At 41.2% G+C, this 26,415-nt stretch carries 23 protein-coding genes and 1 tRNA gene; 5 read left to right on the forward strand and 19 right to left on the reverse strand.

Annotation, left to right across the window (positions count from 1 at the left end; all coding sequences use genetic code 11):
* Positions 1-155: 155 nt before the first annotated feature.
* The 8 genes from sohB to FTU92_RS09980 all read right to left on the reverse strand — a co-directional run bounded on the left by sohB (position 156) and on the right by FTU92_RS09980 (position 10,150).
* Positions 156-1,118 (reverse strand): protease SohB, encoded by a 963-nt coding sequence (gene sohB / locus FTU92_RS09945; protein WP_004971667.1) that lies wholly within the window; start codon positions 1,116-1,118, stop codon positions 156-158.
* A gap of 73 nt (positions 1,119-1,191) precedes the next feature.
* Positions 1,192-1,761, reverse strand: a complete 570-nt coding sequence (locus FTU92_RS09950) for a hypothetical protein (RefSeq protein WP_257218807.1) — start codon at positions 1,759-1,761, stop codon at positions 1,192-1,194.
* A 171-nt stretch (positions 1,762-1,932) separates the two neighbouring features.
* On the reverse strand, positions 1,933-2,859 hold the full coding sequence (gene pstB, locus FTU92_RS09955) for a phosphate ABC transporter ATP-binding protein PstB (protein ID WP_004971671.1): 927 nt from the start codon (positions 2,857-2,859) through the stop codon (positions 1,933-1,935).
* Between the two features lie 15 nt (positions 2,860-2,874).
* Entirely contained in the window at positions 2,875-4,263 is a 1,389-nt protein-coding gene (gene pstA, locus FTU92_RS09960; RefSeq protein WP_180043314.1) for a phosphate ABC transporter permease PstA, read from the reverse strand.
* Positions 4,263-5,642 (reverse strand): phosphate ABC transporter permease subunit PstC, encoded by a 1,380-nt coding sequence (gene pstC / locus FTU92_RS09965; protein ID WP_180096175.1) that lies wholly within the window; start codon positions 5,640-5,642, stop codon positions 4,263-4,265. Before pstC ends, pstA begins: the two co-directional genes overlap by 1 nt.
* A gap of 100 nt (positions 5,643-5,742) precedes the next feature.
* On the reverse strand, positions 5,743-6,765 hold the full coding sequence (locus FTU92_RS09970; protein WP_096901088.1) for a substrate-binding domain-containing protein: 1,023 nt from the start codon (positions 6,763-6,765) through the stop codon (positions 5,743-5,745).
* Positions 6,766-7,239: 474 nt separating this feature from the next.
* Positions 7,240-8,772, reverse strand: coding sequence for an aspartate aminotransferase family protein (locus FTU92_RS09975; RefSeq protein WP_179989311.1), 1,533 nt, complete (start codon positions 8,770-8,772; stop codon positions 7,240-7,242).
* Between the two features lie 4 nt (positions 8,773-8,776).
* Positions 8,777-10,150, reverse strand: coding sequence for a diaminobutyrate--2-oxoglutarate transaminase (locus FTU92_RS09980; protein WP_180096177.1), 1,374 nt, complete (start codon positions 10,148-10,150; stop codon positions 8,777-8,779).
* Between the two features lie 494 nt (positions 10,151-10,644).
* Between FTU92_RS09980 and FTU92_RS09985 the strand changes: the two genes are divergently transcribed.
* Positions 10,645-11,349: an SIMPL domain-containing protein gene (locus FTU92_RS09985; RefSeq protein WP_096901090.1), complete on the forward strand. Its 705-nt coding sequence runs from the start codon at positions 10,645-10,647 to the stop codon at positions 11,347-11,349.
* Positions 11,350-11,450: 101 nt separating this feature from the next.
* On the opposite strand, the gene proB is transcribed toward FTU92_RS09985, so the two are convergent.
* From proB to FTU92_RS10000, 3 genes are read right to left on the reverse strand one after another with little or no spacing between them, the layout of a single operon-like run.
* A complete protein-coding gene (proB, locus tag FTU92_RS09990; protein ID WP_004971685.1) occupies positions 11,451-12,584 on the reverse strand; it encodes a glutamate 5-kinase in 1,134 nt (377 codons plus the stop codon).
* A gap of 27 nt (positions 12,585-12,611) precedes the next feature.
* Entirely contained in the window at positions 12,612-13,826 is a 1,215-nt protein-coding gene (gene cgtA, locus FTU92_RS09995; protein WP_004971687.1) for an Obg family GTPase CgtA, read from the reverse strand.
* Positions 13,827-13,873: 47 nt separating this feature from the next.
* Complete coding sequence (locus FTU92_RS10000; protein WP_131261149.1) at positions 13,874-14,062, reverse strand: hypothetical protein; 189 nt, start codon at positions 14,060-14,062, stop codon at positions 13,874-13,876.
* Here FTU92_RS10000 and FTU92_RS10005 point away from each other — a divergent pair.
* The gene (locus FTU92_RS10005) at positions 14,043-15,239 is read left to right on the forward strand and encodes an MFS transporter (RefSeq protein WP_004971691.1); all 1,197 of its coding nucleotides are present in this window, start codon (positions 14,043-14,045) and stop codon (positions 15,237-15,239) included. The two genes, FTU92_RS10000 and FTU92_RS10005, sit on opposite strands and share 20 nt — an antisense overlap.
* A 64-nt stretch (positions 15,240-15,303) precedes the next feature.
* Here the strand turns inward: FTU92_RS10005 and FTU92_RS10010 are convergent, their stop codons facing one another.
* The 5 genes from FTU92_RS10010 to uvrB form a co-directional block, all read right to left on the reverse strand.
* Positions 15,304-15,666: a helix-turn-helix domain-containing protein gene (locus tag FTU92_RS10010; RefSeq protein ID WP_004971692.1), complete on the reverse strand. Its 363-nt coding sequence runs from the start codon at positions 15,664-15,666 to the stop codon at positions 15,304-15,306.
* 217 nt (positions 15,667-15,883) lie between these two features.
* Complete coding sequence (locus FTU92_RS10015) at positions 15,884-17,341, reverse strand: glyceraldehyde-3-phosphate dehydrogenase (RefSeq protein ID WP_004971695.1); 1,458 nt, start codon at positions 17,339-17,341, stop codon at positions 15,884-15,886.
* A 268-nt stretch (positions 17,342-17,609) separates the two neighbouring features.
* On the reverse strand, positions 17,610-18,530 hold the full coding sequence (gene rarD, locus FTU92_RS10020) for an EamA family transporter RarD (RefSeq protein ID WP_004971698.1): 921 nt from the start codon (positions 18,528-18,530) through the stop codon (positions 17,610-17,612).
* Positions 18,531-18,707: 177 nt separating this feature from the next.
* On the reverse strand, positions 18,708-19,307 hold the full coding sequence (locus tag FTU92_RS10025; RefSeq protein ID WP_180096179.1) for a lipocalin family protein: 600 nt from the start codon (positions 19,305-19,307) through the stop codon (positions 18,708-18,710).
* Positions 19,308-19,477: 170 nt separating this feature from the next.
* Positions 19,478-21,505: an excinuclease ABC subunit UvrB gene (gene uvrB, locus FTU92_RS10030; protein WP_104851763.1), complete on the reverse strand. Its 2,028-nt coding sequence runs from the start codon at positions 21,503-21,505 to the stop codon at positions 19,478-19,480.
* A 252-nt stretch (positions 21,506-21,757) separates the two neighbouring features.
* Between uvrB and FTU92_RS10035 the strand changes: the two genes are divergently transcribed.
* A complete protein-coding gene (locus tag FTU92_RS10035) occupies positions 21,758-22,546 on the forward strand; it encodes a hypothetical protein (protein ID WP_004971705.1) in 789 nt (262 codons plus the stop codon).
* 56 nt (positions 22,547-22,602) lie between these two features.
* Here the strand turns inward: FTU92_RS10035 and FTU92_RS10040 are convergent, their stop codons facing one another.
* The gene (locus tag FTU92_RS10040) at positions 22,603-22,782 is read right to left on the reverse strand and encodes a hypothetical protein (protein ID WP_004971707.1); all 180 of its coding nucleotides are present in this window, start codon (positions 22,780-22,782) and stop codon (positions 22,603-22,605) included.
* 218 nt (positions 22,783-23,000) lie between these two features.
* Here FTU92_RS10040 and FTU92_RS10045 point away from each other — a divergent pair, with 218 nt between their 5' ends.
* Entirely contained in the window at positions 23,001-24,236 is a 1,236-nt protein-coding gene (locus tag FTU92_RS10045) for a pyridoxal phosphate-dependent aminotransferase (RefSeq protein WP_180096181.1), read from the forward strand.
* Positions 24,237-24,448: 212 nt separating this feature from the next.
* Here the strand turns inward: FTU92_RS10045 and FTU92_RS10050 are convergent, their stop codons facing one another.
* The gene (locus tag FTU92_RS10050; protein WP_180096183.1) at positions 24,449-25,276 is read right to left on the reverse strand and encodes a DMT family transporter; all 828 of its coding nucleotides are present in this window, start codon (positions 25,274-25,276) and stop codon (positions 24,449-24,451) included.
* A gap of 124 nt (positions 25,277-25,400) precedes the next feature.
* Positions 25,401-25,859: a hypothetical protein gene (locus tag FTU92_RS10055; protein WP_179990066.1), complete on the reverse strand. Its 459-nt coding sequence runs from the start codon at positions 25,857-25,859 to the stop codon at positions 25,401-25,403.
* Between the two features lie 250 nt (positions 25,860-26,109).
* Here FTU92_RS10055 and FTU92_RS10060 point away from each other — a divergent pair.
* A tRNA-Asn gene (locus FTU92_RS10060) sits at positions 26,110-26,185 on the forward strand.
* Positions 26,186-26,415: the final 230 nt, after the last annotated feature.

The raw sequence follows: 26,415 nt of genomic DNA on the forward strand, positions 1-26,415 counted from the left end.
GGTTTTGTTCTTATCACAAAGATATAACATCAAGCTGAATTGAAAATTAAGATGCTTAAATCAAAGACTCTATATTTTTGAATAAAAGTGAATAAAAAAATTGCGCTCAATTGAGCGCAATTTTTAGATAAATTTTAGAAGTTAGATCATCACTATTACAGTTTAGGATCACGGATTTGCAACAAACTGCTGTTGGCTTTGCTTAGGCTATCAACCAGTTTATTCATCACTGCAGGAATCAAACTGTCTGCCATTTGTGCAGCTTGCAAACCCAGTTTTTCACCCAAAGTTGGCTTTTTACGGGTTTGAATCACATAAATATCATGCTGTGGCAACAAACTTAGTAAGTATTCATCTGAGGTTTGTAACTTATCTACCAAGTTTAAATCCAGTGCATCCTGACCATACCAATGCTCACCTGTTGCCACTTTTTCAACATTCAGTTGTGGACGGTATTTTTCGACAAAGTGTTTAAATAGTACATGAGTTTGTTGCAATTCTTCTTCAAACTTAGCCTTGCCTTCTTCGGTATTTTCACCAAACATGGTCACAGTGCGTTTGTATTGACCTGCTGTGTACATCTCAAAATCTATATTTTTTTCTTTGAGCAAGCGATTAAAGTTAGGCACTTGTGCCACTACGCCAATAGAACCCAAAATCGCAAATGGCGCTGACACAATTTCTGAACCAATACATGCCATCATATAGCCACCACTTGCTGCGACTTTATCGACGCAAATCGTGAGATGGAAACCTGCATCACGCAAACGTACCAATTGTGCAGCTGCAAGCCCATAACCATGCACCATACCGCCTGGACTTTCCAAACGTACCACAACACGGTCACGTCCAGCTTTGGCCGTTGCCAAAATTAGGGTGATTTCTTCACGCAATTGCTCTACAGCAGACGCAGCAGTATCACCTTTAAAATCCAACACATAAATTTTTTGATTGTTCTTTTTACGGGCGCGCGCTTCACGTGCCATTTGTTGTGAAAGTTGTAATAGCTCGAGTTTAGATGCCGTGGTTTGCGCAATTTTTTTTCGTTGTTCATTAATTCGCGCATTCAAATGACTAATCCGAATTTCGGCAGGTAGTTTAGGTAAATGAAATAACATAAAAATGAGTTCTCAATTTAATTCGGTTTATTAGGACTACATTAGGTCAATTTCGACTTTTTCAATACTTTTTCTATCTTAAAGCAGCTTCTTTTTGAATCAATCGTAAATATCGTTTAGAAATCTGCCGAACAGCCATTAAACGTACAGCAAACCAAATTTGCCCCTGATAGCAAATCCCAATAATAAGTGCGTTGATCGGCCACCAACCAAACAGTAGAAAACTACCTCTACGCTCATGATCTGAAGGTGTAAGCATTGAATAGAAACACACTAAACCTACGCAGAAACACATTACGCAAAGAAATTCACCTACTGCACTGTGCAAGAACGGTAACTTATTTTTTTGTTGTGCTTTTACATAGCGATAAAACTTAAATTTAGCATTGGCATCAATATAGTCTCGCCAAGCCTGCCGAAAATGGGGATCACTTGCTTGCTGCTGTACCCTAAAATAAACAACAAGCACTATCACACCTGAAACTATCACAAATTGATCATACAACCAACGATGATAATTGCTCATATTGGGGCTTTGAGAAGTTGGAAACCACCCATCATGGTTAAAAAACGTTGCCAATAAAATACTCAGCAAAACCAAAAGTGCTGCTATCGTCTCTGCACTATGTTGAAATCCAAACAAGGCATCGATTATTTTTTTTCGTGGCTTGGCGTGCTGGTTTTGCCTGTTGTCGTTCTTCTTGTGAAGGAAACTGCATTTTTTATTTTCGCTGCGCGTACAAAACAATCAATACTATAACAAAAAAACAGAATCCTAAGATTCTGTTTTAATAGCTTTCAGGACTTAAGCAGATTAACCAAAACGACCTGTAATATATGCTTCTGTTAATTGATGGTCTGGCTGAGTAAATACTTTTTCAGTTGCATTCACTTCAATCAAATCACCTAAATGGAAGTATGCGGTACGGTCAGATACACGCGCTGCCTGTTGCATTGAGTGCGTTACAATCGCAATCGTATATTGAGTAGAAAGTTCAGAAATTAGCTCTTCTACTTTTGCCGTTGCAATTGGGTCAAGTGCCGAACATGGTTCATCCATCAAAATTACTTCTGGACTTACCGCAATGGTACGCGCAATACAAAGACGTTGTTGCTGACCACCAGAAAGACCTGTGCCTGGTTGATTCAAACGATCTTTCACTTCATCCCACAAACCTGCTTTACGCAAGCTGTTTTCTACAATTTCTTCTAAATCGTACTTATCACGTGCTAAACCATGCAGTTTAGGGCCATAGGCTACGTTTTCAAAAATTGATTTTGGGAATGGGTTTGGTTTCTGGAACACCATGCCCACTTGTGCACGCAATAACACCACGTCTAAGTTCGGATCGTAAATATCTTGGTTATCCAACATTACTTTACCTGTCACACGACAGCTATCAATCGTGTCGTTCATACGGTTTAAAGTACGCAAGAAAGTCGATTTACCACAACCCGATGGACCAATAAATGCAATCACTTCATTTTCATAGATATTTAAATCAATACCTTTGATGGCTTCAGACTCACCATAATACACATGCACGTCATTGGTGCTTAACTTTACATTTGAAGATTTCGCTTCTTTTTTGCTTGAAGTTTGCGTATCAAATTGTGAAACAAACGAAGTCGATGATTGCTTCTGTTCTACATCGGTAGATGTAAATTGGCTTTGTTGTGGATTCACTTGCTTATCCTGTTCTAAGGAATTCTGTTTTTCTGTGCTTGCTACAGCATTCATATTCTCTGCCCTCAATTACCAGCGTACTTCAAACTTCTTACGTAACCAAATTGCAAGGCTGTTTAAGCCAATCATTAGCGCAAGTAGTACGATAATGGCTGCAGCGGTACGTCCCTCGAAGAAGTTACGCAATTCATTACCCTGCCATAAGAAAATTTGCACAGGTAACGCAGTAGATTGATCAAGTGGAGTTGCTGGTACACTGGCAACGAAAGCACTCATACCAATTAATAACAATGGTGCGGTTTCACCTAAAGCTTGTGCGACACCAATAATTGCACCCGTTAAAATACCCGGCAATGCAAGTGGGAGTACGTGGTGGAACACAGTTTGTAAACGAGAAGCACCCAAACCTAAAGCAGCTTGACGAATAGACGGTGGCACTGCTTTTAATGATGCACGCGTGGTAATAATCACGGTTGGTAAAGTCATTAAACTCAGTACCAAACCACCGACCAATGGTGCAGACAATGGTAAATGCATCCAACCAATAAAGATCGCAGCACCCAACAAACCAAATACAATAGAAGGTACAGCGGCCAAGTTATTGATGTTCACTTCAATAATATCAGTAATCGCATTTTTTGGCGCAAATTCTTCTAAGTAAATTGCTGATGCAACACCAATTGGAATCGAAATAAAGATCACAATCAGCATCATGAATAATGAACCCATGAATGCACCTGCCAAACCAGAAGTCGCTGGAGAACTACGTGAGTCTGGGCTAACAAAAATATTGGTATTGAAAGTACTTTTAATAATACCTTGTGATTCGAGCTGATCTGCCAATTGACGTACTTCAGGGCTTAATTGTTGCTGCTCATCTGGTAAGCTGCGGTCAATCTTGCCTTCTAACCATACATCAACGTTCGCATCTGCAAGCACTTTCACTTCTTTGGTTTGACCAATTAAAGAAGGATCAGCCAAGACCATGTCACGAATACGGTATGCTTCAGAACTGGTATATAAGTAACCAAGATCATCACGCTTAGCTTCAAGCGCTTTGTCTTTCGCCACAATACCATTCACGATTAAAGCATCCCAATCGACCATACCCATTTCGGTTTGCCACGCAATCATACGGTCTTCGTATTGTGCTGGTGACTCGCCTGCAATCGCCTTAGGTTTTGGACCTGCATTGACAATCGCTGGATCGAAGTAAATTGGAAGGCTCATGCTGCTTTGCCAGAACGCAGGCAAACCTTTAGATAAGATACTGCCGAATAACAATACGACAAAGAATAAACCTGCAATAACTGCCGAGAACCCCATCAAACGGAAGGTTTTTTCCTTACGATGACGCTTACCCAATGAACTGGCGATGGTTTTTTTACGTTGTTCACGTAATTCGGCAGCAGCTTGTGGATCTAACTGATCCAAAGACGATGTATTTGAAGTACTCATTAGTCGTATTGCTCACGATATTTACGCACAATGTATAGTGCAACAATGTTCAAACCTAAGGTAATCACGAACAGGGTCAAACCAAGTGCGAAAGCAACCAATGCCTGCGGACTTGCGAAATCTGTATCACCTGTTAATTGGTTCACAATCGTAATCGTAACCGTAGATACCGCTTCTAATGGGTTTGCGTGTAGTAAAGGACTATTACCTGCAGCCAACACCACAATCATGGTTTCACCAATTGCACGTGATGCAGCAAGTAAGAATGCACCAATCACCCCTGGTAATGCAGCTGGCATCACCACGCGACGAATGGTTTCAGATTTGGTTGCACCTAAGCCTAAAGAACCATCACGTAGCGCACGCGGCACTTGCGTAATAATGTCATCAGACAATGAAGATACAAAAGGAATGATCATAATACCCATCACTAAACCAGCGGTTAATGCACTCGTGGCATTAATATCTAGTCCAATGATTGCACCCGCTGTTTTAAGGAACGGACCAATGATCATCATGGCAAATACACCATATACAATCGTTGGAATACCCGCTAAAACTTCAATGGTTGGTTTTGCCCAAGCACGGAATTTAGGCGATGCATATTCTGCAAGGTAAATGGCGATCATTAAACCAATAGGTACTGCAACTAATAAAGCAATACCACTCACCATCAATGTACCCCACAGTAATGGAAGTAAACCATAACTGCCATCTGCACTACCCGAGGTGCTAAAACCAGGGTTCCAGACTGTACCAAAGAAGAAATCCAGTGGGCTAACGAAACTAAAGAATCGCATCGCTTCACTGAACATGGACATCACAATACCAACCGTAGTTAGAATCGCAACAGCAGAACATAATGCCAAAGAAATGTTGATGATTTTTTCAACTTGGTTACGTGCGCGGAATTGTTGTGAAACACGTTTCTTTGCCCACAGCAAACCAAATAAGGCCGCACAGATCACCACCGCAAGTTTGGCATAAGAACCAATGGTTTCAATTTTCGCTAATTGCTCTGCCGCTGCAACTTCGTATGCAGCAGGTATATCACTTACACCAAAACCAGATGCAATGGCTTGTACGCGATCAACCAAAACACTTGTACTTGCAGGGTCTAGGCTTGCAGCAATGTGCGCTGGCACATTATTAATTACCACTTGCTCTAGAATACTTGGTTCAACCAAGTTCCAAACAATCAAAATTAAAAAAGCAGGAATACCACACCATAATGCTACCAACGCGCCATAATATCCTGGGCGTGAATGTAACATTGCAGAGTTATTTCCCTTACCTGCTAGGTTACGGCTCTTGCTTAACCCGATTTGATAGGCTACGGCGATAATCGCCAATAACACACCTATGAGTAGCAGATTCATGTATTCTCCACTGTTTTTTCAATTTGTGTTTTTGAAAAAACATTTCTTAGCAAAAAGCCGATGGCAGGTTGTTCCCTGCCATCAGCTGCTTTAACTCAAATTACTTAACCGCTTTACCAGCTTTGAAGTTAGCAAGAACTTGTGCACGCTCTTTGTCAGACATAGAGATCAAACCTGCTTTGTCTAATTTAGAACCTTTACCAGATACTTTCTTGCTCAAGAAGTATTCAGTAAATTGCGGTAAACCTTTGATTGATTTAAGGTGCTCACCTTTCACGTAGAAGAACAATGGACGTGATACAGGGTAAGAACCATTTAAAATTGTGTTTTCAGATGGCGCTACGTTGTTTACAGTTGCAACACGTAAACGGTCACGGTTTTGGTCATAGAAACCTAAGCCGAATACACCTACTGCGCTTGGAGAAGTTTTCAAACGTGCCAGTGTTTCTGTGTAGTCACCCGCGATTTCGATTACACGACCATCCTTACGGAAAGTAGTACACGCTTTCTTTTGCGCATCTTTGTCTAATGCTTTGATTGCAGCATAAGCTTCACAGCCTGCATCAACCATTTTCTCTTGGAACACTTCACGTGTACCGTGGTTAGACGCTGGAATTACAAGTGTAATAGGCTCGTTTGGAAGTGTTTTGTCAATTTGGTTCCAACGTGTATATGGGTTAGCAACCATTTTACCTTTAGATGGTAATTGAGCTGCAATTGCTGCATATACATGGTAAGGCTTTAATTTGTAAGCCGCTTTGTTTGCGTTAGAAGCAAATACGATACCGTCGTAACCAATTTTAATTTCTAAAACTTGGTTTACGCCTGCTTTTTTACAAGCAGCTAATTCTGAATCTTTAATTTTACGAGATGAGTTCGCGATGTCGATTGTGTTATCACCCACACCTGTACAGAACTGCTTCAAACCACCTGAAGAACCGCCTGAACCAACAACTGGAGTTTTGAATTGTGGGAAAGTATTACCAAATTCTTCTGCTACAATACTTGCGTATGGTAGAACGGTTGAAGAACCCGCGATTTGGATGGTGTCACGAGCTGCGTTAGCAGTTGTTACAGCTGCTGCAGATACGGCTAAAGCAATGGCGATGTTAGTAAAGCGCATTCTGTTCTCTCTCATAGTATGCAAGTTCGGAGTACGTCACTTGTTATTAAGTTTTGTACTTATTTCGATAACTGCATTGTGGTTTTATAATATGACAACCATGTTACAGCTTTGTTACGCTTTGGTTATATTTGCTTTTCGTATCTGAAATAATTTTTAAATGATTTAAAATCAATAACTAATAAAACACTAGAGTGCTTATTTTTTTCAGTATTTAAATTTCAAATTGTAATAATTCATGCCAATGTCATCATTATTTATGGTTTTTTCTACCAAAATTGATGGTTTATTCGCCAATTGCGTAATTTTTATGACATCCGCAGTGCATTATTTGAGCCCAAAACACCCAATCCATCACAAAATTCAAGCAAGAACGGTACAACACTTCACTGCAATATTTTTAATCAGACACAAAAAAAGCCACCGTAGTGACTTCTTTTGTTGTATTTCATAACAATCTGAATAATGAAAGCATTAGTCGATTGGTGGCGTATAAGTACCCGCGACAATCGCATCTTTAATGCGATCTGCTTCTGCCAATACTAGGCCTAACAAGTTTTTCACGTTTTCAAGTGTTGCCACTGGACTTAAAGTCGTCATCTTCAATGATTGAACATTACCGACTTTAGTTACACCAATATTGGCCTCACCACGTGCAAATAATTCATCTGCCACGTTTTGGTTCAAGCTATCCAAGAACTCTGCAGGATAACCTTCAGGCACAACACGGAACAACACTGAAGCAAATTGTGGTTCAACCAACAATTCTAAACCTGCAGTCGCTTTAATATAATCAGCAACGTCACGGGTTAGCTTCACACCATGATCAATCATAGAACCGTAAAGCTCTTCACCTAATGCTTCAATCGTCATCCAAAGTTTCAACGCATCAAAACGACGCGTTGTTTGCAATGACTTAGACACCAAGTTTGGTACGCCATGTTCTTCATCATAAGCAGAGTTCAAATATTCTGCTTCATAGTGCATGAAACGATAGTTCGCTTCATCTTTCAGTAAGAACGCACCGCACGAAATAGTTTGGAAATAATGCTTATGGAAATCCAGTGTCACAGAATCAGACAACTCAATACCATCAAGCATGTCACGATGACTGTTAGAAAGAATTAATGCACCACCCCAAGCTGCGTCAATGTGCATCCACGCGCCATATTGATTGGTGATGTCACGAATCTTTTTAAGTGGATCAATCGCGCCCGCATCGGTTGTACCCGCAGTTGCAACCACACATGCAACAATCTTACCTTCAGCTTTTAAATGCGCCATGGTTTGCTCAAGTGCAACCACGTCCATTTGTGCATTTTCATTAACAGGTACAGTAACAACCGATTGGAAGCCCATACCCATCATCGCCATGTTCTTTTGCACAGAGAAGTGTGCATTTTCAGAACAAATGACTTTCACATTACGCATTGCATCGCTTGGAATACCATCGCGCTGAACAGACCACGGATTACCGTTTTCATCTTTCCAGTTCTTTGCAATACACGCATCACGCGCCAATAACACACCCATCAAGTTAGACTGCGTACCACCTGAAGTGAACACGCCCGCTTGACCTGCACCATAGCCAACTTTTTGACGTAACCAGTCAATTAGTTGTACTTCCATCAATGAACCTGCAGGGCTTTGATCCCAAGAGTCCATAGATTGGTTGGTTGCGTTAATGAGAACTTCTGCAATTTGGCTTGCCACCATAGTTGGACAATGCAAATGTGCCAAAGAATGTGGATGATGAACTTTTAAACTTTTGTTTAAGAAAAGCTCAACCATGCGTTCCAATGACTTTTGTACACCCAAACCTTGTTTTGCAGGCTGGAAAGAAATCGCTTCACGCAATTCTTTAATGCTGCCGCCTGTGTACATTTTGTCATTTTGCAACCATGCCGCGACTGCTTGAGTCGCTTGTTCCATTGCTGCACTGTAGTCAGCAATGGATTGAGCATCATTGCAGAGTAACGCTTTACGATGTTCTGCAAAATCTACCATAAACTTATGCGCCTCGAACTGCGACTAACGCTTCAGCAACTGCTTTCTTGAAGCGAGCGATGACTTCTACACACTCTTCTTGAGTAATGATGAGTGGACAAAGTAAACGGATTACCGTACCACCACGACCACCTTTCTCAAGCAACAATTTGTTGTCAAAACATGCAGCTTGAACAGCAGCAGCCAATTGAGAGTCTGCTGGATAAGCACCTAAACGGTCTTTTTCTTGGCGTTCATCTACAATTTCGATACCAATCATTAAACCGCGACCACGCACGTTACCAATACATGGGAATTCAACAGCTAATTTTTTCAATTCAGCTTGTAAGAACTCACCACGCTCTTGCGCATTTTGTGCAAGGTTTTGTTCTTTAATGGTTTTAAGCACCACAAGACCAGTACCCATTGCCAATTGGTTACCACGGAAAGTACCCGTGTGACCTGCAGGCTGCCATGCGTCAAACTTACGTTTAATTGCAAGTACAGCCAATGGCAAACCACCACCAACAGCTTTAGACATTACAATCACGTCTGGCTCAATACCTGCATGTTCAAATGCAAACATTTTGCCTGAACGTGCAAAGCCCGCTTGAACTTCGTCTAAAATTAAAACGATGTTGTGCTTTTCAGTCACTTCGCGGATTTTTTTCAACCATTTAATTGGTGCAGTCACTACACCGCCTTCACCTTGAATTGCTTCAAGAATCACAGCTGCAGGCTTAGTTACACCGCTTTCTACATCTTCAATGAAGTTTTCAAAATAATACGTTAAAGCATCTACACCCGATTCACCGCCAATACCAAGTGGGCAGCGGTATTCATGCGGATATGGCATAAATTGAACACCAGGCATTAAACCATTGACTGCGTTTTTTGCAGACAAGTTACCTGTCATCGCCAATGAACCATGAGTCATACCATGATAGCCACCTGAGAAGCTGATGACTGAGCTACGACCTGTATAGGTTTTTGCAAGTTTGATTGCCGCTTCTGTGCCATCTGCACCTGTAGGACCACAGAACTGCAAGCAGTATTCTTCTTGACCACCAGGCATGTGTGAAAGTAACGCTTCAGTAAAAGCATCTTTCAAAGGTGTCGTTAAATCTAGGGTATGTAATGGCAAACCACTCGCTAAAGTGTCTTGGATGCTTTGAACCACCGCAGGATGGTTATGGCCCAATGCCAAGGTTCCTGCCCCAGCCAAACAATCTAGGTACTCAGTACCTTCAACATCGGTAACCCAACAACCCAGTGCTTTCGCTATCGCTAACGGTAATTTACGAGGATAACTACGCACATTCGATTCCATCTGACTTTGGCGAGTCAAGTAGTATTCGTTTGTGGAATGGTTGGCAGGGTTTACAGAAGTAACGCTCATATCGAATTACCATCTCTGATATGGGTTGAAAGAAATAAGTCTGGTGACTTGCGGTCCTTTGACTCGGTGCTTTTTTGATCTAGCGAGATAGAGTTTTGTTCTTCAAGACTAGGAAGCGGGATAATACCTAATTTTTCTAGAAAATAAACAGGTTTAACCCAAATATTGCCTAATTTCATCGAAAAAACATATCTTGCAGATGATTCGATTGAATTATCATCTTACATTGTGACAAAGGAAAGAAAATTTAACTCTTTCCACTTCCTTTATACGTTTTTTTGCACAATCTCTCAAGTCATGCAGCATTTATTTTCAAAATAGTATAGATCATTATTTTTATTGAATTTTATAAATGCTTTTTTGCTGCAATTTTTAACGCATATTTTACAAAGCCACCACAAATTCAACTAAAAATCCTCACAAAGCAAAGTTACTATTTAAATCAATTCAAACGCTTTTCATAAATCCTGATCCCCTGAATAATAGGTCAAAATATGCGCTTACTTTCTCTCGCTGCTACCCTGTTGGCTGTTGGTGCTGCAAGCACTGCTTTTGCCCAACAAAATGAATCTTTAAATTACAATATCGTCAATGTTCAAGCCGAAGCTACACGCGAAGTTTCAAATGATCAAATGCACGCTGTGTTATATATTGAAAAAAGTCACAAACAGCCTGCTGAACTTGCATCACAAATTAACCAGTTAATGAGCCAAGCCATTGCAACTGCACGTAAGTATCCACAAGTGAAAGTTGAAACGGGCTCACAAACCACCTATCCAATTTACGACAATGACAGTCGTAAGTTAAAAGAATGGCGTGGTCGTGCAGAAGTACGTGTGCAAAGCACCGATTTTAAAGCCGCAAGCCAGTTGGTGAGTGAGCTACAACAAAACTTTCAGACCCAATCAATTAATTTTAGCGTGTCGGATGCACAACGCAAAAAAGTTGAAAACGAGTTGATGGTCGAAGCGTCTAAAAACTTTCAACAACGTGCGCAAATGTTAAGTCAGGCTTGGAATAAATCGGGCTATAACTTGGTTAATTTGAACCTAAACACCAATTCTTATTTTCCGCAACCTGTTATGCGCGCGAGTATGGCTAAATTTGCTGTCGCAGAAACGGCTGTAGCTGATCAAGATATGGCAGCAGGTGAATCTAAAATTACAGTCAATGCAAATGGAACGATTCAGTTTAAATAAACTTGAAGCATGACATGCGTTGTTTAAGTAATAAAAAACCCGCTTAGATATTCCAAGCGGGTTTTTTAATAACTTCAATTGAATGATAACTTACAGCATCATCAATAAATCGCTATGTGATTGCGATGGATCATCTCCAACGAACGTGCCTCGCCTAACACCTGATGCACTTTGTCAGAAGCCAAGCCTTTGACCAAATCTGCAGAACGTGAACTAAAATTAACACGTCCCACAGCGACACGATGACCTTGTGTATCTACACACTCCACCACATCGCCACGTTCAAAATGCCCTTCTACCGCTTTTACACCCACAGGCAATAAACTGCGATGATTTTCTTTAATGGCTTTGACTGCGCCATCATCAATCACCAAACGTCCTGCCGTTTGTAAATGTGCCGCCAACCACTGTTGATGCGCTGCAATACGGTCATTGTCAGTAATGAACAGTGTACCCAACATTTCGCCCGCCATTAAACGCGCAAGCACATTGTCACTTTCACCACTGGCAATTAAAGTTGGACAACCCGATTTAGCCGCTAAACGCGCTGCACGGACTTTGGTCAGCATGCCGCCGCGCCCGAACTTGCCGCCACCACCTGCCATATCAAACAGACTTTCATCTAAAGCACGTACAGTATGGAACAGTTTTGCATTTGGATTAGAACGTGGATCGGAGTCAAACATACCTTGTTGATCGGTCAAAATAATCAACAAATCTGCATGTACCTGCCCTGCTACCATCGCAGCCAAAGTGTCATTATCACCAAAGCGAATTTCATCAGTAGAGACTGTGTCATTTTCATTGATGACAGGAATCACGCGCCATTCAATCAGGTTTTGCAATGCATCACAGGAATTTAAATAACGACGACGATCTGCCAAATCATCATGGGTTAATAGGACTTGTGCAGTTTGAATCTGGTGTTTTTCCAGCACACTTGACCAAGTCTGAATCAGACCCATTTGACCAATGGCAGCGCATGCCTGAAGACTGGGTAGATCAGTGGGTCGATGCTCAAGTTTCATTCGCACCATACCTTCAGCCACAGCTCCCGATGACACCAAAATAATTTCGTGTCCAGCATTGTGTAGATCTGCAATTTGTCCCGCCCAATGCGAGATTGCATCCAAATCTAAACCTTGCCCATTGGCTGTGAGTAAAGATGATCCGATTTTAACAACGATTCGTTTACAACCCTTGAGCTGACGTTGCCCATCTACCACTTCTATCATCTTGTCCTCAGTCACTTTTTGTAGCGCTTAGCGTACGTAGTACACTTCTACTTCGCCATCTTCACCATCATCGTCTTCGTCATCATCGCCCAGCATACCTGCAAGACGTTGCTGACGGCGCATCTCACGATACGCTTCTTTCGCGGCAATGGTTTGTTCACGTGTTTCAGCTTCCAGCTGATCACGGAATGCTTTCATTTCTGCTGCGTACTCAGGATCTTCAACTTCGCGTTCACGTTGTTGCTCAATTTGATCCATCAAGTAATACACCACTTGCTGTGTACCTTCAGACATTAAGCCTGAAGTTTTGAACACAGGACCATCCCACTGCAATTCTTCAAGAATGTGTTTACACCATTCTTCACGTGAATCTTCAGGAAGTTGATCAAGTTTATTCAACACCAACACGATTGGTAACTTTGCCAAAGTTGGAGAGAATTTTTCCAACTCTTGCAGAATTGCTTTGGCATTGTACGCAGGATCAGAACCATCAATAGGTTGAACATCCACAATGTGCAGTAAAATACGAGTACGCGCCAAGTGTTTCAGGAAGCGAATCCCCAAACCTGCGCCTTCTGCTGCACCTTCAATTAGTCCTGGAATATCTGCCATGACAAAAGAACGATGACGATCTGCATCCACCACGCCTAAATTTGGCACCATGGTGGTAAATGGATAGTCAGCAACTTTTGGTTTTGCCGCAGACACGGCACGAATAAAGGTCGATTTACCCGCGTTTGGCATGCCTAGCAAGCCTACATCGGCAAGGACTTTCAACTCCAAACGGATTTCACGGAATTCACCTTTGGTACCATGCGTGAATTTACGCGGTGTTCGGTTGGTAGATGATTTAAAGTGAGTATTCCCTAAACCACCATCACCGCCTTGAGCGACCAATACTTTCTGACCGCTTTCGACTAAATCTGCAATAATATCACCAGAGTCTGTATCTACAATGGTTGTGCCCACTGGAACGGTCAAAACGACAGATTCACCGCCACGACCTGCACAGTTTGCGCCCGACCCGTTTTTACCACGTTCAGCGCGAAATTTACGGGTATAACGATAATCTACAAGGGTGCTTGCGTTGTCGTCGGCTTGAATAAAAATACTGCCGCCACGACCACCATCACCGCCATCTGGCCCACCAAATGGTACAAATTTCTCTCGGCGAAAACTGGCTACGCCATTGCCACCGTCGCCAGCCTCTACGGTAATGACTGCTTCATCAACAAAGCGCATCTTGCCAATCCTCTAAAAACTTTAAAAGCCGTATATTCTGCCATATTTTAGAGAATTTCTCGAATTATATTTATGCAATCGTATGCGTAGATGCTTTTTATCCTTGATTGTTCAAAACACTCATTTCTTTTAGCAATGATATGATCGTTTTTTCTTATTTCTCCTTCGCCATCTAAGTTCTTATAGTGCTTTAACCCTTGTTTGCTTTCTGCCGCCATGTCTAATGCTGTTGCCACCACAACCACGCCTGCTTTATCGCCTAAATTTATTTTACTCATGGCAACCGCCTGTGGCTTGTGTGCGGGATCGGCATATTTTAATCAGCCTTTAATTTATTCAATTGAAAAAAGTTTAGGAATTAGCACCAGTCAGGCAGGCTTTGCTGTGGTTTTGGCACAAATAGGCTATGGACTAGGTTTAATGTTACTCGTGCCTTTAGGTGACTTGCTAAATAAGCGTAAATTGATTGTCAGTCTGATGGTTTTTGCTGCGTGTTCGCAAATTTTGCTGTCTTTTAGCAGCAATTTAGCCATGCTGTATTTCTTTACCGTATGTGCCACTTTTGGTGCGATTTCTGCACAAGTGCTTATTCCATTTGCATCTAGCATCAGTCCACCTGAATCGAGTGCTGCCATTGTCGGAAAATTGATGAGTGGCTTGGTAATGGGGATTATTTTATCGCGCACTTTTGCAGGATTTGTATCAACCTATTGGTCTTGGGAAGCTGTCTATTTCAGCAGCGGCATCATCACCCTACTTTTTGCAGGCCTAATGTGGACAAAACTTCCCTCTACAGCTGCCAATAAAAATTTAACTGTAGCGGGCATTTATCGTTCTTTAATTCAGCTGGCTGTAACCCAGCCACATTTAATTCGTAGAGCCTGCGCAGGCGCTTTGGGCTTTGCCATTTTGTCCTTGGTTTTTACTTCCATGACTTTTGTTTTAGCCAATCCGCCTTATCATTTTAGTGATTTTCAAGTTGGGCTTTTTGGTTTATTGGGTGTGATTGGAATTTTCTCATCAAGTTGGTCGGGTAAAACGGTGGGCAAAGGTCGTGTGAATTTTGTCGCAATATTATGTATTGGCTTGATGTTGTTTTCTTGCATTCCACTCTTTTTTGCACAGCAGAATATTGTGGCTTATGCCGTTGGCGTATTGATGAGTTATTTTGGTCTAACTGCTTTTCACGTATTGAATCAAAACTTGGTGTACCGAATTGATGCCACCGCACGCTCCCGCATTAATGCGGTATATATGACTATTTATTTTTCAGGTGCAGCACTTGGTTCACTGACGGCGGTCTACGCATGGCAACACCGGGGCTGGATGGGTTGTGTTGTCAGTATTTTGGTATTTGCCATCGGGATTTTGCTGATTGATCGTTATGATTTTTCACATCGACGCACTATTTAATCATCCAGAATGTGCTTTGGAGTAGGAACATCTACAGCGACTTCCCTAAAAGATGAGTAATCCATTAGTGAGAAGATTGCTGTGAAGTTTCAGGCAAATGCTGTTCTAAATACTCAATCAGTTGATTCACTCTTGCTGCAATTTGTGAGCCTTCAAAAGTGAGTTGATATTCCACTTTAGGCGGCACCGTTGGGTAAACTGTACGTAAAATTAACCCATCTTGCTCAAGAGTTTTCAGGGTTTGCGCCAGCATTTTTTCACTCACCCCTTCAATGCGCTGTCTTAGCTCACTAAAGCGGTGCAAACCTTCGCTTAAACAATGCAACACCAACATTGACCATTTATTGGCTAAATGTTCTAAACGAATCCGTGATGGACAATCTTTAGCAAGGACTTGCCCGAGTAAGTGACTGGTTGCATATTGCATAACGGTATCCTTCTGTTATTTCTATTGTTCAGGCTTTGAAAGCTTGAAAGCAAAATCAAATCTACTTACTTTTTAGCATAGACTTTATTTTGGTAAGTTTAGGATAGCGTATTAGGTGGAAATTTCAACACTCATCCTTATATTTAAGAATGAAATGAATGCAAAAAAAAGAGCTTCATTTGAAGCTCTTTTTGATTTTAAATTCTGTATCTACAAATTATGCATTTGTTTCAGCAGGAACTTTAGGATAGCTTACGCCGCCCATTTGTTCAGCAATACGCAATACTTGGCAGCTATAACCCACTTCGTTGTCATACCAAACGTAAGCAGTTAAACGGTTGCCTGAAGTAATGGTTGCTTGCGCATCAAATACACCTGCAGTACGCGAACCAATGAAGTCACTTGAAACCACTTCAGTCGAGTTGGTATAACCAATTTGACCTTGAAGATTAGAGTGAATTGAAATTTGACGAATGTATTCGTTCACTTCTTCGCGATCTACTTCTTTCTCAAGCGTTAAGTTCAAGATTGCAAGTGATACGTTTGGCGTTGGAACACGTACAGAGTTACCTGTTAATTTACCTTGTAATGCAGGCAATGCTTTCGCCACTGCTTTTGCTGCACCTGTTTCGGTAATAACCATGTTTAATGTTGCTGCACGACCACGACGATCTGCCTTGTGATAGTTATCAATCAAGTTTTGGTCGTTAGTGAATGAGTGAACAGTTTCAACGTGACCATTCACAACGGTGTACTTGTCATGCAACACTTTTAAAGTTGGTGTAATCGCGTTTGTTGTACAGCTTGCCGCAGAAATGATGGTATCTTCATCAAGAATGTCAGCTTGGTTAACACCGTAAACCACGTTTTTCATGTCACCTTTACCAGGTGCAGTTAAAATTACGCGTGCAGCGCCTGGGCATTGAAGGTGTTGTGCAAGACCTTCTGCATCACGCCATTTACCCGTGTTGTCAATCACTAATGCATTGTTGATGCCATAAGCCGTATAGTCTACTTCAGATGGGTTAGACGCATAGATCACTTTAATGAAGTTACCATTTGCGATAATTGCTTCATTTTCTTCATCTACAGAAATCGTGCCTGCAAATGGACCGTGAATAGAGTCACGACGCAATAAAGACGCACGTTTTTCTAAATCACCATCAGACGATTTACGTACCACAATTGCTTTAAGGTTTAAGCCACGGCCAAGACCAGATTGACCAATGATTAAACGCGCAAGGATACGACCAATACGACCAAAACCGTAAAGTACAACATCTTTGCTTTCTACAGTTGTTGGATTGCCCGCTAAAGATTTCACAGCGTCTGCAACAAATGCATTTACATCGCCGCCTTTTTCTTTATATTCAACAGCAAGTTTACCTAAGTCGATTTCTGCTGAACCGATGTTGTCTACTTTAGCCAAAGCTTCAAGCAATGGGAAAGTGTGAACAACTGAAAGTTCTACGTCCATCATACGAGTACGACGGTGTGCTTTCAAAATTTGAATCACAGAACGGTTAACTAAAGAACGACCAAAAACTGAAACCATGATATTTTTTTCACGGTACAACTGACCGAGTAAAGCAATCATACGTTCCGCGATTTCTTCACGGTTTTTCCAGCGACCTTGGTGCTCTGCGTGTAGGGCGATGATAGTCTCTTTGCTCACAGATACGTCCTCTAATTAATTGTATATCTAGGCATGAATTTCAAAACCTGATAATTGTAATGGAATTGTCGTCAAGATTGAATCAAAAGCTGGTACTGACCCGAATATTTTCCTATATATTCACTATAAATTCATAAAATAGTTGTAATTATTTTTGTGATTTTAGTTTTTTCAACAAAAGTTCAATTTTTTAGACGAAAAGGAGGATGATGCCAAACCTCATTATCCTCTTGGAAATTTGAATATCTCACCATAACGACGGCTTTTATTATTCAGATGACTGTTGAATTTTCCGCTGTAAATCTTGCTGATTCATTTTTTGCTTTCTTAAATGCAAGCACCCTTCAACCACCAATAATGCAACTGCCAACCAAATTGGGATATAAGTCAGCCATTCCCCTGCTTCAACTCGTTCACCTAACAACATAGACACAAAAGCCAACAGCACAGGTTCTAAATAACTCAGTAAACCAAAAATCACAAAAGGCAAATGGCGGCTGGCCAAAATATAACTGCCAAGTCCCAATGCACTTAAAAAGCCCAATCCAAGTACCGACCAAATTAAATATGGAAAAGCTGCGATGACATTTACACTGTCACTATAATAAAAGCCTAAATATACCGCGACAGGAATAACTAGCAGTAAATCCCACCAAAACCCGCCCAAGTGATCGGTTTGAAAGACCCGACGTAAAAAGAAATATAAAGGATAGGCAAATGCCACATATAAGGTTTCCCACGCCACCGTGCCAATGCGCCAGATTTCATGACTGACACCTAGCACGGCTAAGGCAACTGCTGCCATCTGCCAAGTCGATAACTTTTCTTTATATAGCACACAGCCAAGCAAAACCATGATCAAAGGCAATAAGAAATAACCCAAAGAAACCTGCAAACCACGCCCGTTAATCGGCCCCCACAAAAATAACCACAATTGCGTAGTGCATAAAAAAGAACTAAAAATCAGCCAAAGTATGAATTGTGGTTGTTGTTTGAGCCGCTGAAAAATCGCGGAAATATGTTTTAAATCTCCCGACCACCACATAAACAAAGTTAGGAATGGCAAAGTTGCCAACATACGCCACGCAAAAGTTTCTTCGCTGTCTAAAGGTTTGAGTAATTGGGTATAAAAATACAGCACCCCAAAAGTGACCGATGCTAAAACCGATAGTGCAATGCCTTTATACATCCGACTCTCCCCTATATCAGTCGGCATTATACTCATATATACGTTGTTTTAGAGATTGATCGAATGTTCAAAATTTAAAATGACAGGATATAAAAAACCACGCAGCTTTTGCGTGGTCAATTGGTCTGCATACGTTTGTCTGCTTATATCTATAAGTAGCTCTGGAGCTGCTGCAACTTAGTCTGACTTTTTAGTTTGCGTATGTCTGGTATAAATCACATCACTTAAGTCATAACCGAGTGATTTGGCATAGTTCAGATATTCAGTCACGACAGCCTGATCAGGATGCGGCGTACGTGAAAGTACCCATAAATATTTACGGCGTGGTTCACCCACCAAGGCAGTTTGATAGTCATCATCTAGCTTTAACACCCAATAATCACCACGCCCTACAGGCAACCAACGAATGACTTCAGGTAAAAAGCTAACTTTGAGTTTGCTGTTAAAAGGCGCATTTTGTACAAAAGCTTCGCCCAAAGCACGCATTTGTTTGCCATCTTTTGCAATACAACGGTTATCCACCTGCACATTGCCATTTTCATTCAATGTATATGCTGCTGTTACATTTGAACCGCATTTGTTTTGGAAATATAAAGGCTTTCTTGCAACCTCATACCAAACGCCTAAATATTTATCTAATTCGACTTTTTCTACCGTTTTCATCGGTCCATTGGTTTTGGAATATGCCATAGTCGCAGCACCCAAACCAATCAGCACCACACCACCAAGGGCAATTTTGGCAAGTCGCGCACCTGCAAACGGAAGTTTTTTAGCCATTGTCCCAACCTCTAAACTCTAATGTTCAGTCAATTTTGTTTATCTTCTTCAAAAATAACCGCAAGCATTTCAATTTACTGTATGGATATGTAATTTTTGCAACTCAAATTTTACATAGCAAGTTTAGTATGCAAACTCGCACTTACACTGACAGTGCAATTCGCCCCAATTTAGCCAGATTGCAACATTTGCGCTTTTAAACGCAAAATTTCATCACGTAAACGAGCCGCTTGTTCAAATTGCAGTTCTTTAGATGCTTTCAACATCTCTTTTTCAAGTTTGGCAATATGTTTGGCATACAGTTTAGGATCAGCCAAAATGTGCTGTTCATCGTCACTTAAAGCACGGCTTTGTGCATTGATTTTTTCATCAATTTGCTCATCGTTCAGCACTTCACCTGTGTCGATTTCTTTAATCACCTGACGTACTGCACTACGTGGAGTAATGCCGTGCAATTCATTAAATTCAATTTGTTTGGCACGACGACGCTCTGTTTCATCTATCGCCTTTTGCATTGAATCGGTAATGCGATCTGCATATAAAATTGCTTTACCTTTCAAGTTACGTGCTGCACGTCCAATGGTTTGAATCAACGAACGTTCTGAACGTAAAAAGCCTTCTTTGTCGGCATCTAAAATTGCCACTAAAGACACTTCAGGCATGTCTAAACCTTCTCGTAACAGGTTAATGCCAACCAAGACATCATGCACGCCTGTACGTAATTCGTGAATAATTTTGACGCGTTCTACGGTATCAATATCAGAGTGTAAATAAGCCACTTGAATGCCGTATTCTTTTAAATACGAGGTCAAATCTTCAGCCATGCGTTTGGTTAAAGTGGTGACCAACACCCGCTCATTCAATTCTTTACGCAAATTGATTTCAGACAGCACATCATCCACCTGCGTTAACACAGGACGAATTTCAATTTCTGGGTCAATCAATCCTGTTGGACGCACCACTTGCTCTACAATTTGTTGCGATTTTTCCAACTCATATTGTGCAGGTGTAGCGCTCACATAAATTGTGGATGGGACGATGCGCTCCCATTCTTCAAATTTCATTGGACGGTTGTCTAACGCACTAGGTAAACGGAAACCATAATTCACCAAGTTTTCTTTACGTGATCGGTCACCTTTATACATCGCGCCAATTTGCGGAACGGTCACGTGCGATTCATCAATAATCAGCAAGGCATCATCAGGTACATAATCAAACAAAGTGGGCGGTGCTTCGCCTGCAGGTCGTCCAGACAAATGTCGTGAATAGTTTTCGATGCCGTTGGTATAGCCCAATTGCTGCATCATTTCTAAATCATAGCGGGTACGTTGTTCTATGCGCTGCGCTTCTAGCAATTTGTCATGTTCGCGAAAAAACACCAAACGCTCTTTTAGTTCTTCTTTAATGGTACCAATCGCACGTTCCAAATTATCCTTAGGCGTAACATAGTGACTTTTAGGATAAATAGTCACGCGCGGCACTTTACGCACCAATTTGCCTGTTAATGGATCAAACCAACGAATCGAATCGACTTCATCATCAAATAATTCTATGCGAATAGCATGCTGATCAGATTCAGCAGGGAAAATATCTAAAATTTCACCACGAATACGGTAAGTACCGCGCAAAAACTCTAGCTCATTACGGCTATATTGCATTTCCACCAAACGACGGATCAAATCATCACGATTCACCCGATCACCTTGCACCACATGCAGCAACATGCTCATATAAGCATTGGGGTCACCCAAACCGTAAATTGCAGATACCGATGCGACAATAATGGCATCACGACGCTCTAGCAAAGCACGTGTGGCCGAGAGTCGCATTTGGTCAATATGATCATTAATAGCCGCATCTTTTTCAATAAAAGTATCGGAAGATGGTACATAGGCTTCAGGCTGATAATAGTCATAATAACTGACAAAATATTCGACTGCGTTGTTCGGAAAGAACGCTTTAAACTCACCATACAACTGCGCTGCCAGCGTTTTGTTATGTGCCATGACAATGGTCGGACGCTGTGTTCTGGCAATCACATTGGCCATGGTATAAGTCTTACCTGAGCCTGTAACCCCAAGTAATAGCTGATCATGATAGCCCTGTTCTATCCCTTGAACCAATTTTTCAATGGCTTGTGGTTGGTCACCCGCAGGTTGATAGTTGGTGACTAAATCGAAAGGTTGCTTATCACTCACAAATGCAGCTCTCAGGTTTGATGCGACCTAATATTTTAGCAGATTTGCCTACACTCAGGACATCCGAATATGTTGTGGCGATGTTGCGTAGCTACAAAGCCATTGCTCGGTTTTAATTCTGTATTGGACGCTGTTAGAACGAAGATGTGCTACGACTAAATTGAGCACGGGGAAACTGCTTTAAGACTTGACCCACTGGCTATTCAAAGGCAACATGAAATTTCAGGACGACAACCATAAAAGCACACATTCATGACTTACCAATATCACGACGAATCAATTATCAAAAGCCTCCCTGAAGATACTGTTTTCGTATTTGGCAGTAACATGGCAGGACAACATGCAGGTGGTGCAGCACGAACAGCCAAAGAATTTTTTGGTGCCGTTGAAGGCGTCGGGCGCGGTTGGGCAGGACAAAGTTTTGCCATTCCAACCATGAATGAACATTTACAACAAATGCCACTATCGCAAATTCAGCACTATGTGGATGACTTTAAAATCTATGCCAAAAACCATCCTAAAATGAAGTATTTTTTAACTTCAATTGGTTGTGGTATTGCAGGTTATACGGTTGAAGAAATTGCCCCTATGTTTAAAGGCATTGCCCATAATGTGATTTTTCCTGCGTCGTTTCGTCCTTTTGTCGAAAAAGCATTGCCTAAACTAACGCAAAAATTACTACACACCATTTACCGTGATTCTGTGATTTTTACCCCTGCCACCGATGAATTAATTGAAGTCTTGGCATTGAGCGATAATGAAAAAGCCTTGGCTAAAATCATATTGAATACACAAATGTACCCAACTGACAGCAATGGGCGTGATCGGGTCTTTGAAATTCAGGATATTTTGCACAACTTAAATGGTAAGGTATTCGAGTTCCAAAATAATTCAGAAGGCCCAATGCTATTTGGTGCAGCGATTTTGGCTTTATTGGAATTGTATAATATCAACGAGCAAGATTTTAGCGATGTATGGCATGGCGTACGTGAAATCTCGCCGCCAAAACCTGCCAACAAAGCGCGTAAGCATGTTCGTTAATTTCAATACTTTTAAATCCCCATCAATAAAAAATGCCACGTAATTGTGGCATTTTTTTAGCGCTTACCCATCGAACGACGAGTACCACGTGGCGGTGGCCAAGTCTTATCCGCATATTGCTCAGGTTTAGGACGCACTGAATTATGTACCGCCTGATCATTATCCTGCGCTGTATTTGGCATTGGGAATGGGAGATTCACCAATGGTTTTTTTGAAGTAGGCTGCTGCTTACTCATGACCATCACTCTTATAAAATTTGGACTATTTTAAAGTTTTTTGCCGCCCGATGCGAGAAACTTCCACCTCACAGCAGTTTTAATCACGATTTCATAGGAAATTGGTCTAATTTGGTGATTTTTTATTAATTTGATGCAATTTTAAACGACGCAGACATCGAATTTAAGCTAAGATAATATGCTTTTTATTTTTTTATCCCTATAAGAAGGAATATGCCGTGGACGTACGTCTCTCTGATCGTGTCAATGCCATCAAACCGTCCCCAACACTTGCCGTCACCAATAAAGCCGCTGAACTTAAAGCTGCGGGTCATAACGTTATTGGTTTGGGTGCAGGTGAACCGGATTTCGATACACCACAACACATCAAAGATGCAGCTATTGCAGCAATTAATAACGGTTTTACAAAATATACTGCTGTTGACGGTACGCCTGGTCTTAAAAAAGCCATTATCGCAAAATTAAAACGTGACAATAATCTTGACTACCAAGCGAACCAAATTTTGGTATCTTGCGGTGGTAAGCAATCATTCTTTAACTTGGCCTTGGCTTTGTTGAACAAGGGTGATGAAGTGATTATCCCTGCACCGTTCTGGGTAAGCTATCCAGATATGGTGATTATTGCTGAAGGCGTGCCTGTTATTGTGAAATGTGGTGAAGAACAACGTTTCAAAATCACACCTGAACAATTAGAAGCTGCGATCACTGACAAAACACGTTTAGTGGTGTTAAACAGCCCATCTAACCCTACGGGTATGATCTACACCAAAGCAGAATTAGAAGCTTTGGCTGCAGTACTGCGTAAATATCCTGAAGTATTTATTGCTTCTGATGATATGTATGAACCAATCCGTTGGGATGATGAGTTCTACAACATCGCGACTGTTGCACCAGACCTTTATGACCGCACAATCGTATTAAATGGTGTGTCTAAAGCTTATGCAATGACTGGCTGGCGTATTGGTTATGCCGCGGGCCCTGCTAAATTAATTGGCGCGATGAAGAAAATTCAATCTCAATCGACTTCTAACCCAACTTCGATTTCGCAAGTTGCTGCAGAAGCTGCATTGAACGGCCCACAAGACGTGCTTGAGCCAATGGTTGAAGCATTCAAACGCCGTCACGACTTAGTTGTAAATGGCTTGAATGACATCAAAGGTATTTCTTGCTTACCTGCAGATGGCGCGTTCTATGCGTATGCAAATATCAAACCATTAATTCGTGCGAAAGGCTTAAAATCTTGCACAGAATTCTCTGCTTGGTTATTGGAAGAAACTGGTGTTGCCGTTGTTCCTGGTGATGCGTTTGGTTTAGGCGGTTTCATGCGTATTTCTTATGCAACTGCAGACGAAGTACTTGTAGATGCACTTGCACGTATCAAAAAAGCTGCTGAATCAATTGAAGGTGTAGATGAAGCGATTGCTTCAATTGAAGCTGAAAAAGCTGCAAAATAATCTACACTTGTTTAGATGAACAAAACCCACGATTCAATCGTGGGTTTTTTTTACATAGATGAAATTCCGAGCAAATTAGGCTTTGTTGCACAAAGATTTTATAACTATATGATTTTAAAAGTTTTGATTGTTTTTCGATCTAAAATTAAATCTATTTAAATCAGATGCTTACATATTTATGCAACAAAGCCAGCAAATTATATGAATACTGGTTAAACACGTGGTTTAGTTAAAATCACCATCAAAATACCACATAACACAATCAAGGTTGCCACGACCATCAACAGGGTGAGTTGTTCGCCTAGAAAAATTACACCGCCTAAAATCGCCAAACACGGCACAGAAAGTTGCACAGTACTTGCGGTAATGTGATCAATTTTTTTCACAATGCTGTACCACAACACATACGCTCCAGCCGAAGCCAATGCACCCGACAAGACCGCCAAAACCACCCCCTGCCAAGTGATAAAACTTTCGGGTAAATGCCAAAGAAAAAATACAGCAACAACTGGTGTCGCCAAAATAAAATTAGACAGCGTATTGGTTAAAGCGTGCTGCATCGTCTTTGCGGCAATGCTATAAAACCCCCATGCAATACCTGCCAATAACATCATTAATGCGTATTTGAGCGTTGGCGTACTGGCTTTAGGCAATAGCAGCAAGCCCATCCCTAATATAGCGCAACCTAGCCTGACCCAACGCGGTAAAGTCATTCGCTCACCATGCAAAATCGCAAAGCTGATCATGGTGATTTGCACTGCGCCAAATAGAATTAATGCCCCGATGCCTGCATCAATATGCAAATATGCCAACGAAAAACCAAGTAGATATACAGCAAGGCTTAGTGCAGATTTCCATTGGAATTGAATTGGTTGTTGAACCTGCAAAACAACATAGAGCAGTCCTAAGCACACCGCCCCGCTGCCAACTCGGAGCAAACTAAAACTCATAGGATCAATTTGCTGTTCAGCCAATGCCAAACGACACAGCAAGGAATTTGCAGCAAATGCGAGCATGGCAATGCATATTTTAATCCACACGGCTGAATATCCTTTTCAAGCTGTTCGCAAATTTTTATCGCAGTTTATAACACTATTTTGGTGCGAGTCATTTAACTCGATTCAATGCAAATCTATTTGGCTGGCAATGATCAATCATCATAGATTAAACACTGTTTTTCAACGCAGTAATCAGTTCTGATTTAGACACTGTAGGTTGAGATGTTCCTTTATATTCACATAAATAGCGAAAAGTAAAGTCTAATTCTACACGCAATTGTTTTTGTTCAGACACAGACCACACGCGTGAACGGTTACTCCCCGAAAGCGCGCTGCCCGCCAGTTGGTACAAATACAAATCATGATCACGCTGCAATGGTTTTTTTGTGCCGTTGTCTGGATGGTCTGAAAGCAATTGGCAGGTCGATTGAATGAGCCATTTTTCACTAAACCACAACTGCAATAAATCGCCCAAATACAAATCTTGAGGTGCCAAAGGCCAGACATGAATAAATGCGCCTTCTACAGCAGTGTAGTATTGTTCAGGCGTAGACAAGATAGAAAGATAATGTTCTTGATAATAAGAAAATTGAGAAAAAATGTCAGAAATGCTGAGCGTATTCATTCGCTTACTCCGATTTAGCCATTTTAGTGCTGGCAAGTTGGGTTAAATCCACACTGTTTAAGATGCTACTTAAACGCTTTGTTCTGTCACTCAGACTAACAACCGATTTTGTGTAACGCAAGTCTTGTGGGTGATTTTTTAATAAAATTTTGTTTTTTGTTCAAATAAAAAGCATATAAAGTCAAAATGAAAGAAACATGACAATTTATGCTTGACCCTTGCTTAAATCTGCTTATAATCGCATTCAGATTCTCCCATAGCTCAGTCGGTAGAGCGACGGACTGTTAATCCGCAGGTCCCTGGTTCGAGCCCAGGTGGGAGAGCCAAATTCTAAAAAGCCCAAGCATAACGACTTGGGTTTTTTATTGCCTAAAATTTATGGATGATGTGGTCTGTAAATAACCAAGCAGCGATTCATGCCTTAATCGTTCAAAAAGATGAATGTAACTGTTTTGGGCAATTCAGCTTAATGTAATTCCTAATCTTAGCCTTGATCATTTCTAAGTGACTTAGGCAACAATCCACAATCAAAATACCTAAGCAATAACTTGATTGA

The organism is Acinetobacter sp. YH12205, assembly GCF_013418125.1.
GTDB classification, from domain to species: domain Bacteria; phylum Pseudomonadota; class Gammaproteobacteria; order Pseudomonadales; family Moraxellaceae; genus Acinetobacter; species Acinetobacter towneri.

Coding starts and splice junctions, on each gene's coding strand:
- pstA (WP_180043314.1), bottom strand. CDS start 4,263: ATGAGTACTTCAAATACATCGTCTTTGGATCAGTTAGATCCACAAGCT.
- FTU92_RS09975 (WP_179989311.1), bottom strand. CDS start 8,772: ATGGTAGATTTTGCAGAACATCGTAAAGCGTTACTCTGCAATGATGCT.
- FTU92_RS10010 (WP_004971692.1), bottom strand. CDS start 15,666: ATGCAATATGCAACCAGTCACTTACTCGGGCAAGTCCTTGCTAAAGAT.
- rarD (WP_004971698.1), bottom strand. CDS start 18,530: ATGTATAAAGGCATTGCACTATCGGTTTTAGCATCGGTCACTTTTGGG.
- FTU92_RS09980 (WP_180096177.1), bottom strand. CDS start 10,150: ATGAGCGTTACTTCTGTAAACCCTGCCAACCATTCCACAAACGAATAC.
- FTU92_RS10035 (WP_004971705.1), top strand. CDS start 21,758: ATGACTTACCAATATCACGACGAATCAATTATCAAAAGCCTCCCTGAA.
- FTU92_RS10040 (WP_004971707.1), bottom strand. CDS start 22,782: ATGAGTAAGCAGCAGCCTACTTCAAAAAAACCATTGGTGAATCTCCCA.
- FTU92_RS10025 (WP_180096179.1), bottom strand. CDS start 19,307: ATGGCTAAAAAACTTCCGTTTGCAGGTGCGCGACTTGCCAAAATTGCC.
- pstC (WP_180096175.1), bottom strand. CDS start 5,642: ATGAATCTGCTACTCATAGGTGTGTTATTGGCGATTATCGCCGTAGCC.
- FTU92_RS09970 (WP_096901088.1), bottom strand. CDS start 6,765: ATGCGCTTTACTAACATCGCCATTGCTTTAGCCGTATCTGCAGCAGCT.
- proB (WP_004971685.1), bottom strand. CDS start 12,584: ATGATAGAAGTGGTAGATGGGCAACGTCAGCTCAAGGGTTGTAAACGA.
- FTU92_RS10055 (WP_179990066.1), bottom strand. CDS start 25,859: ATGAATACGCTCAGCATTTCTGACATTTTTTCTCAATTTTCTTATTAT.
- pstB (WP_004971671.1), bottom strand. CDS start 2,859: ATGAATGCTGTAGCAAGCACAGAAAAACAGAATTCCTTAGAACAGGAT.
- FTU92_RS10005 (WP_004971691.1), top strand. CDS start 14,043: ATGTCTAATGCTGTTGCCACCACAACCACGCCTGCTTTATCGCCTAAA.
- cgtA (WP_004971687.1), bottom strand. CDS start 13,826: ATGCGCTTTGTTGATGAAGCAGTCATTACCGTAGAGGCTGGCGACGGT.
- FTU92_RS09985 (WP_096901090.1), top strand. CDS start 10,645: ATGCGCTTACTTTCTCTCGCTGCTACCCTGTTGGCTGTTGGTGCTGCA.
- sohB (WP_004971667.1), bottom strand. CDS start 1,118: ATGTTATTTCATTTACCTAAACTACCTGCCGAAATTCGGATTAGTCAT.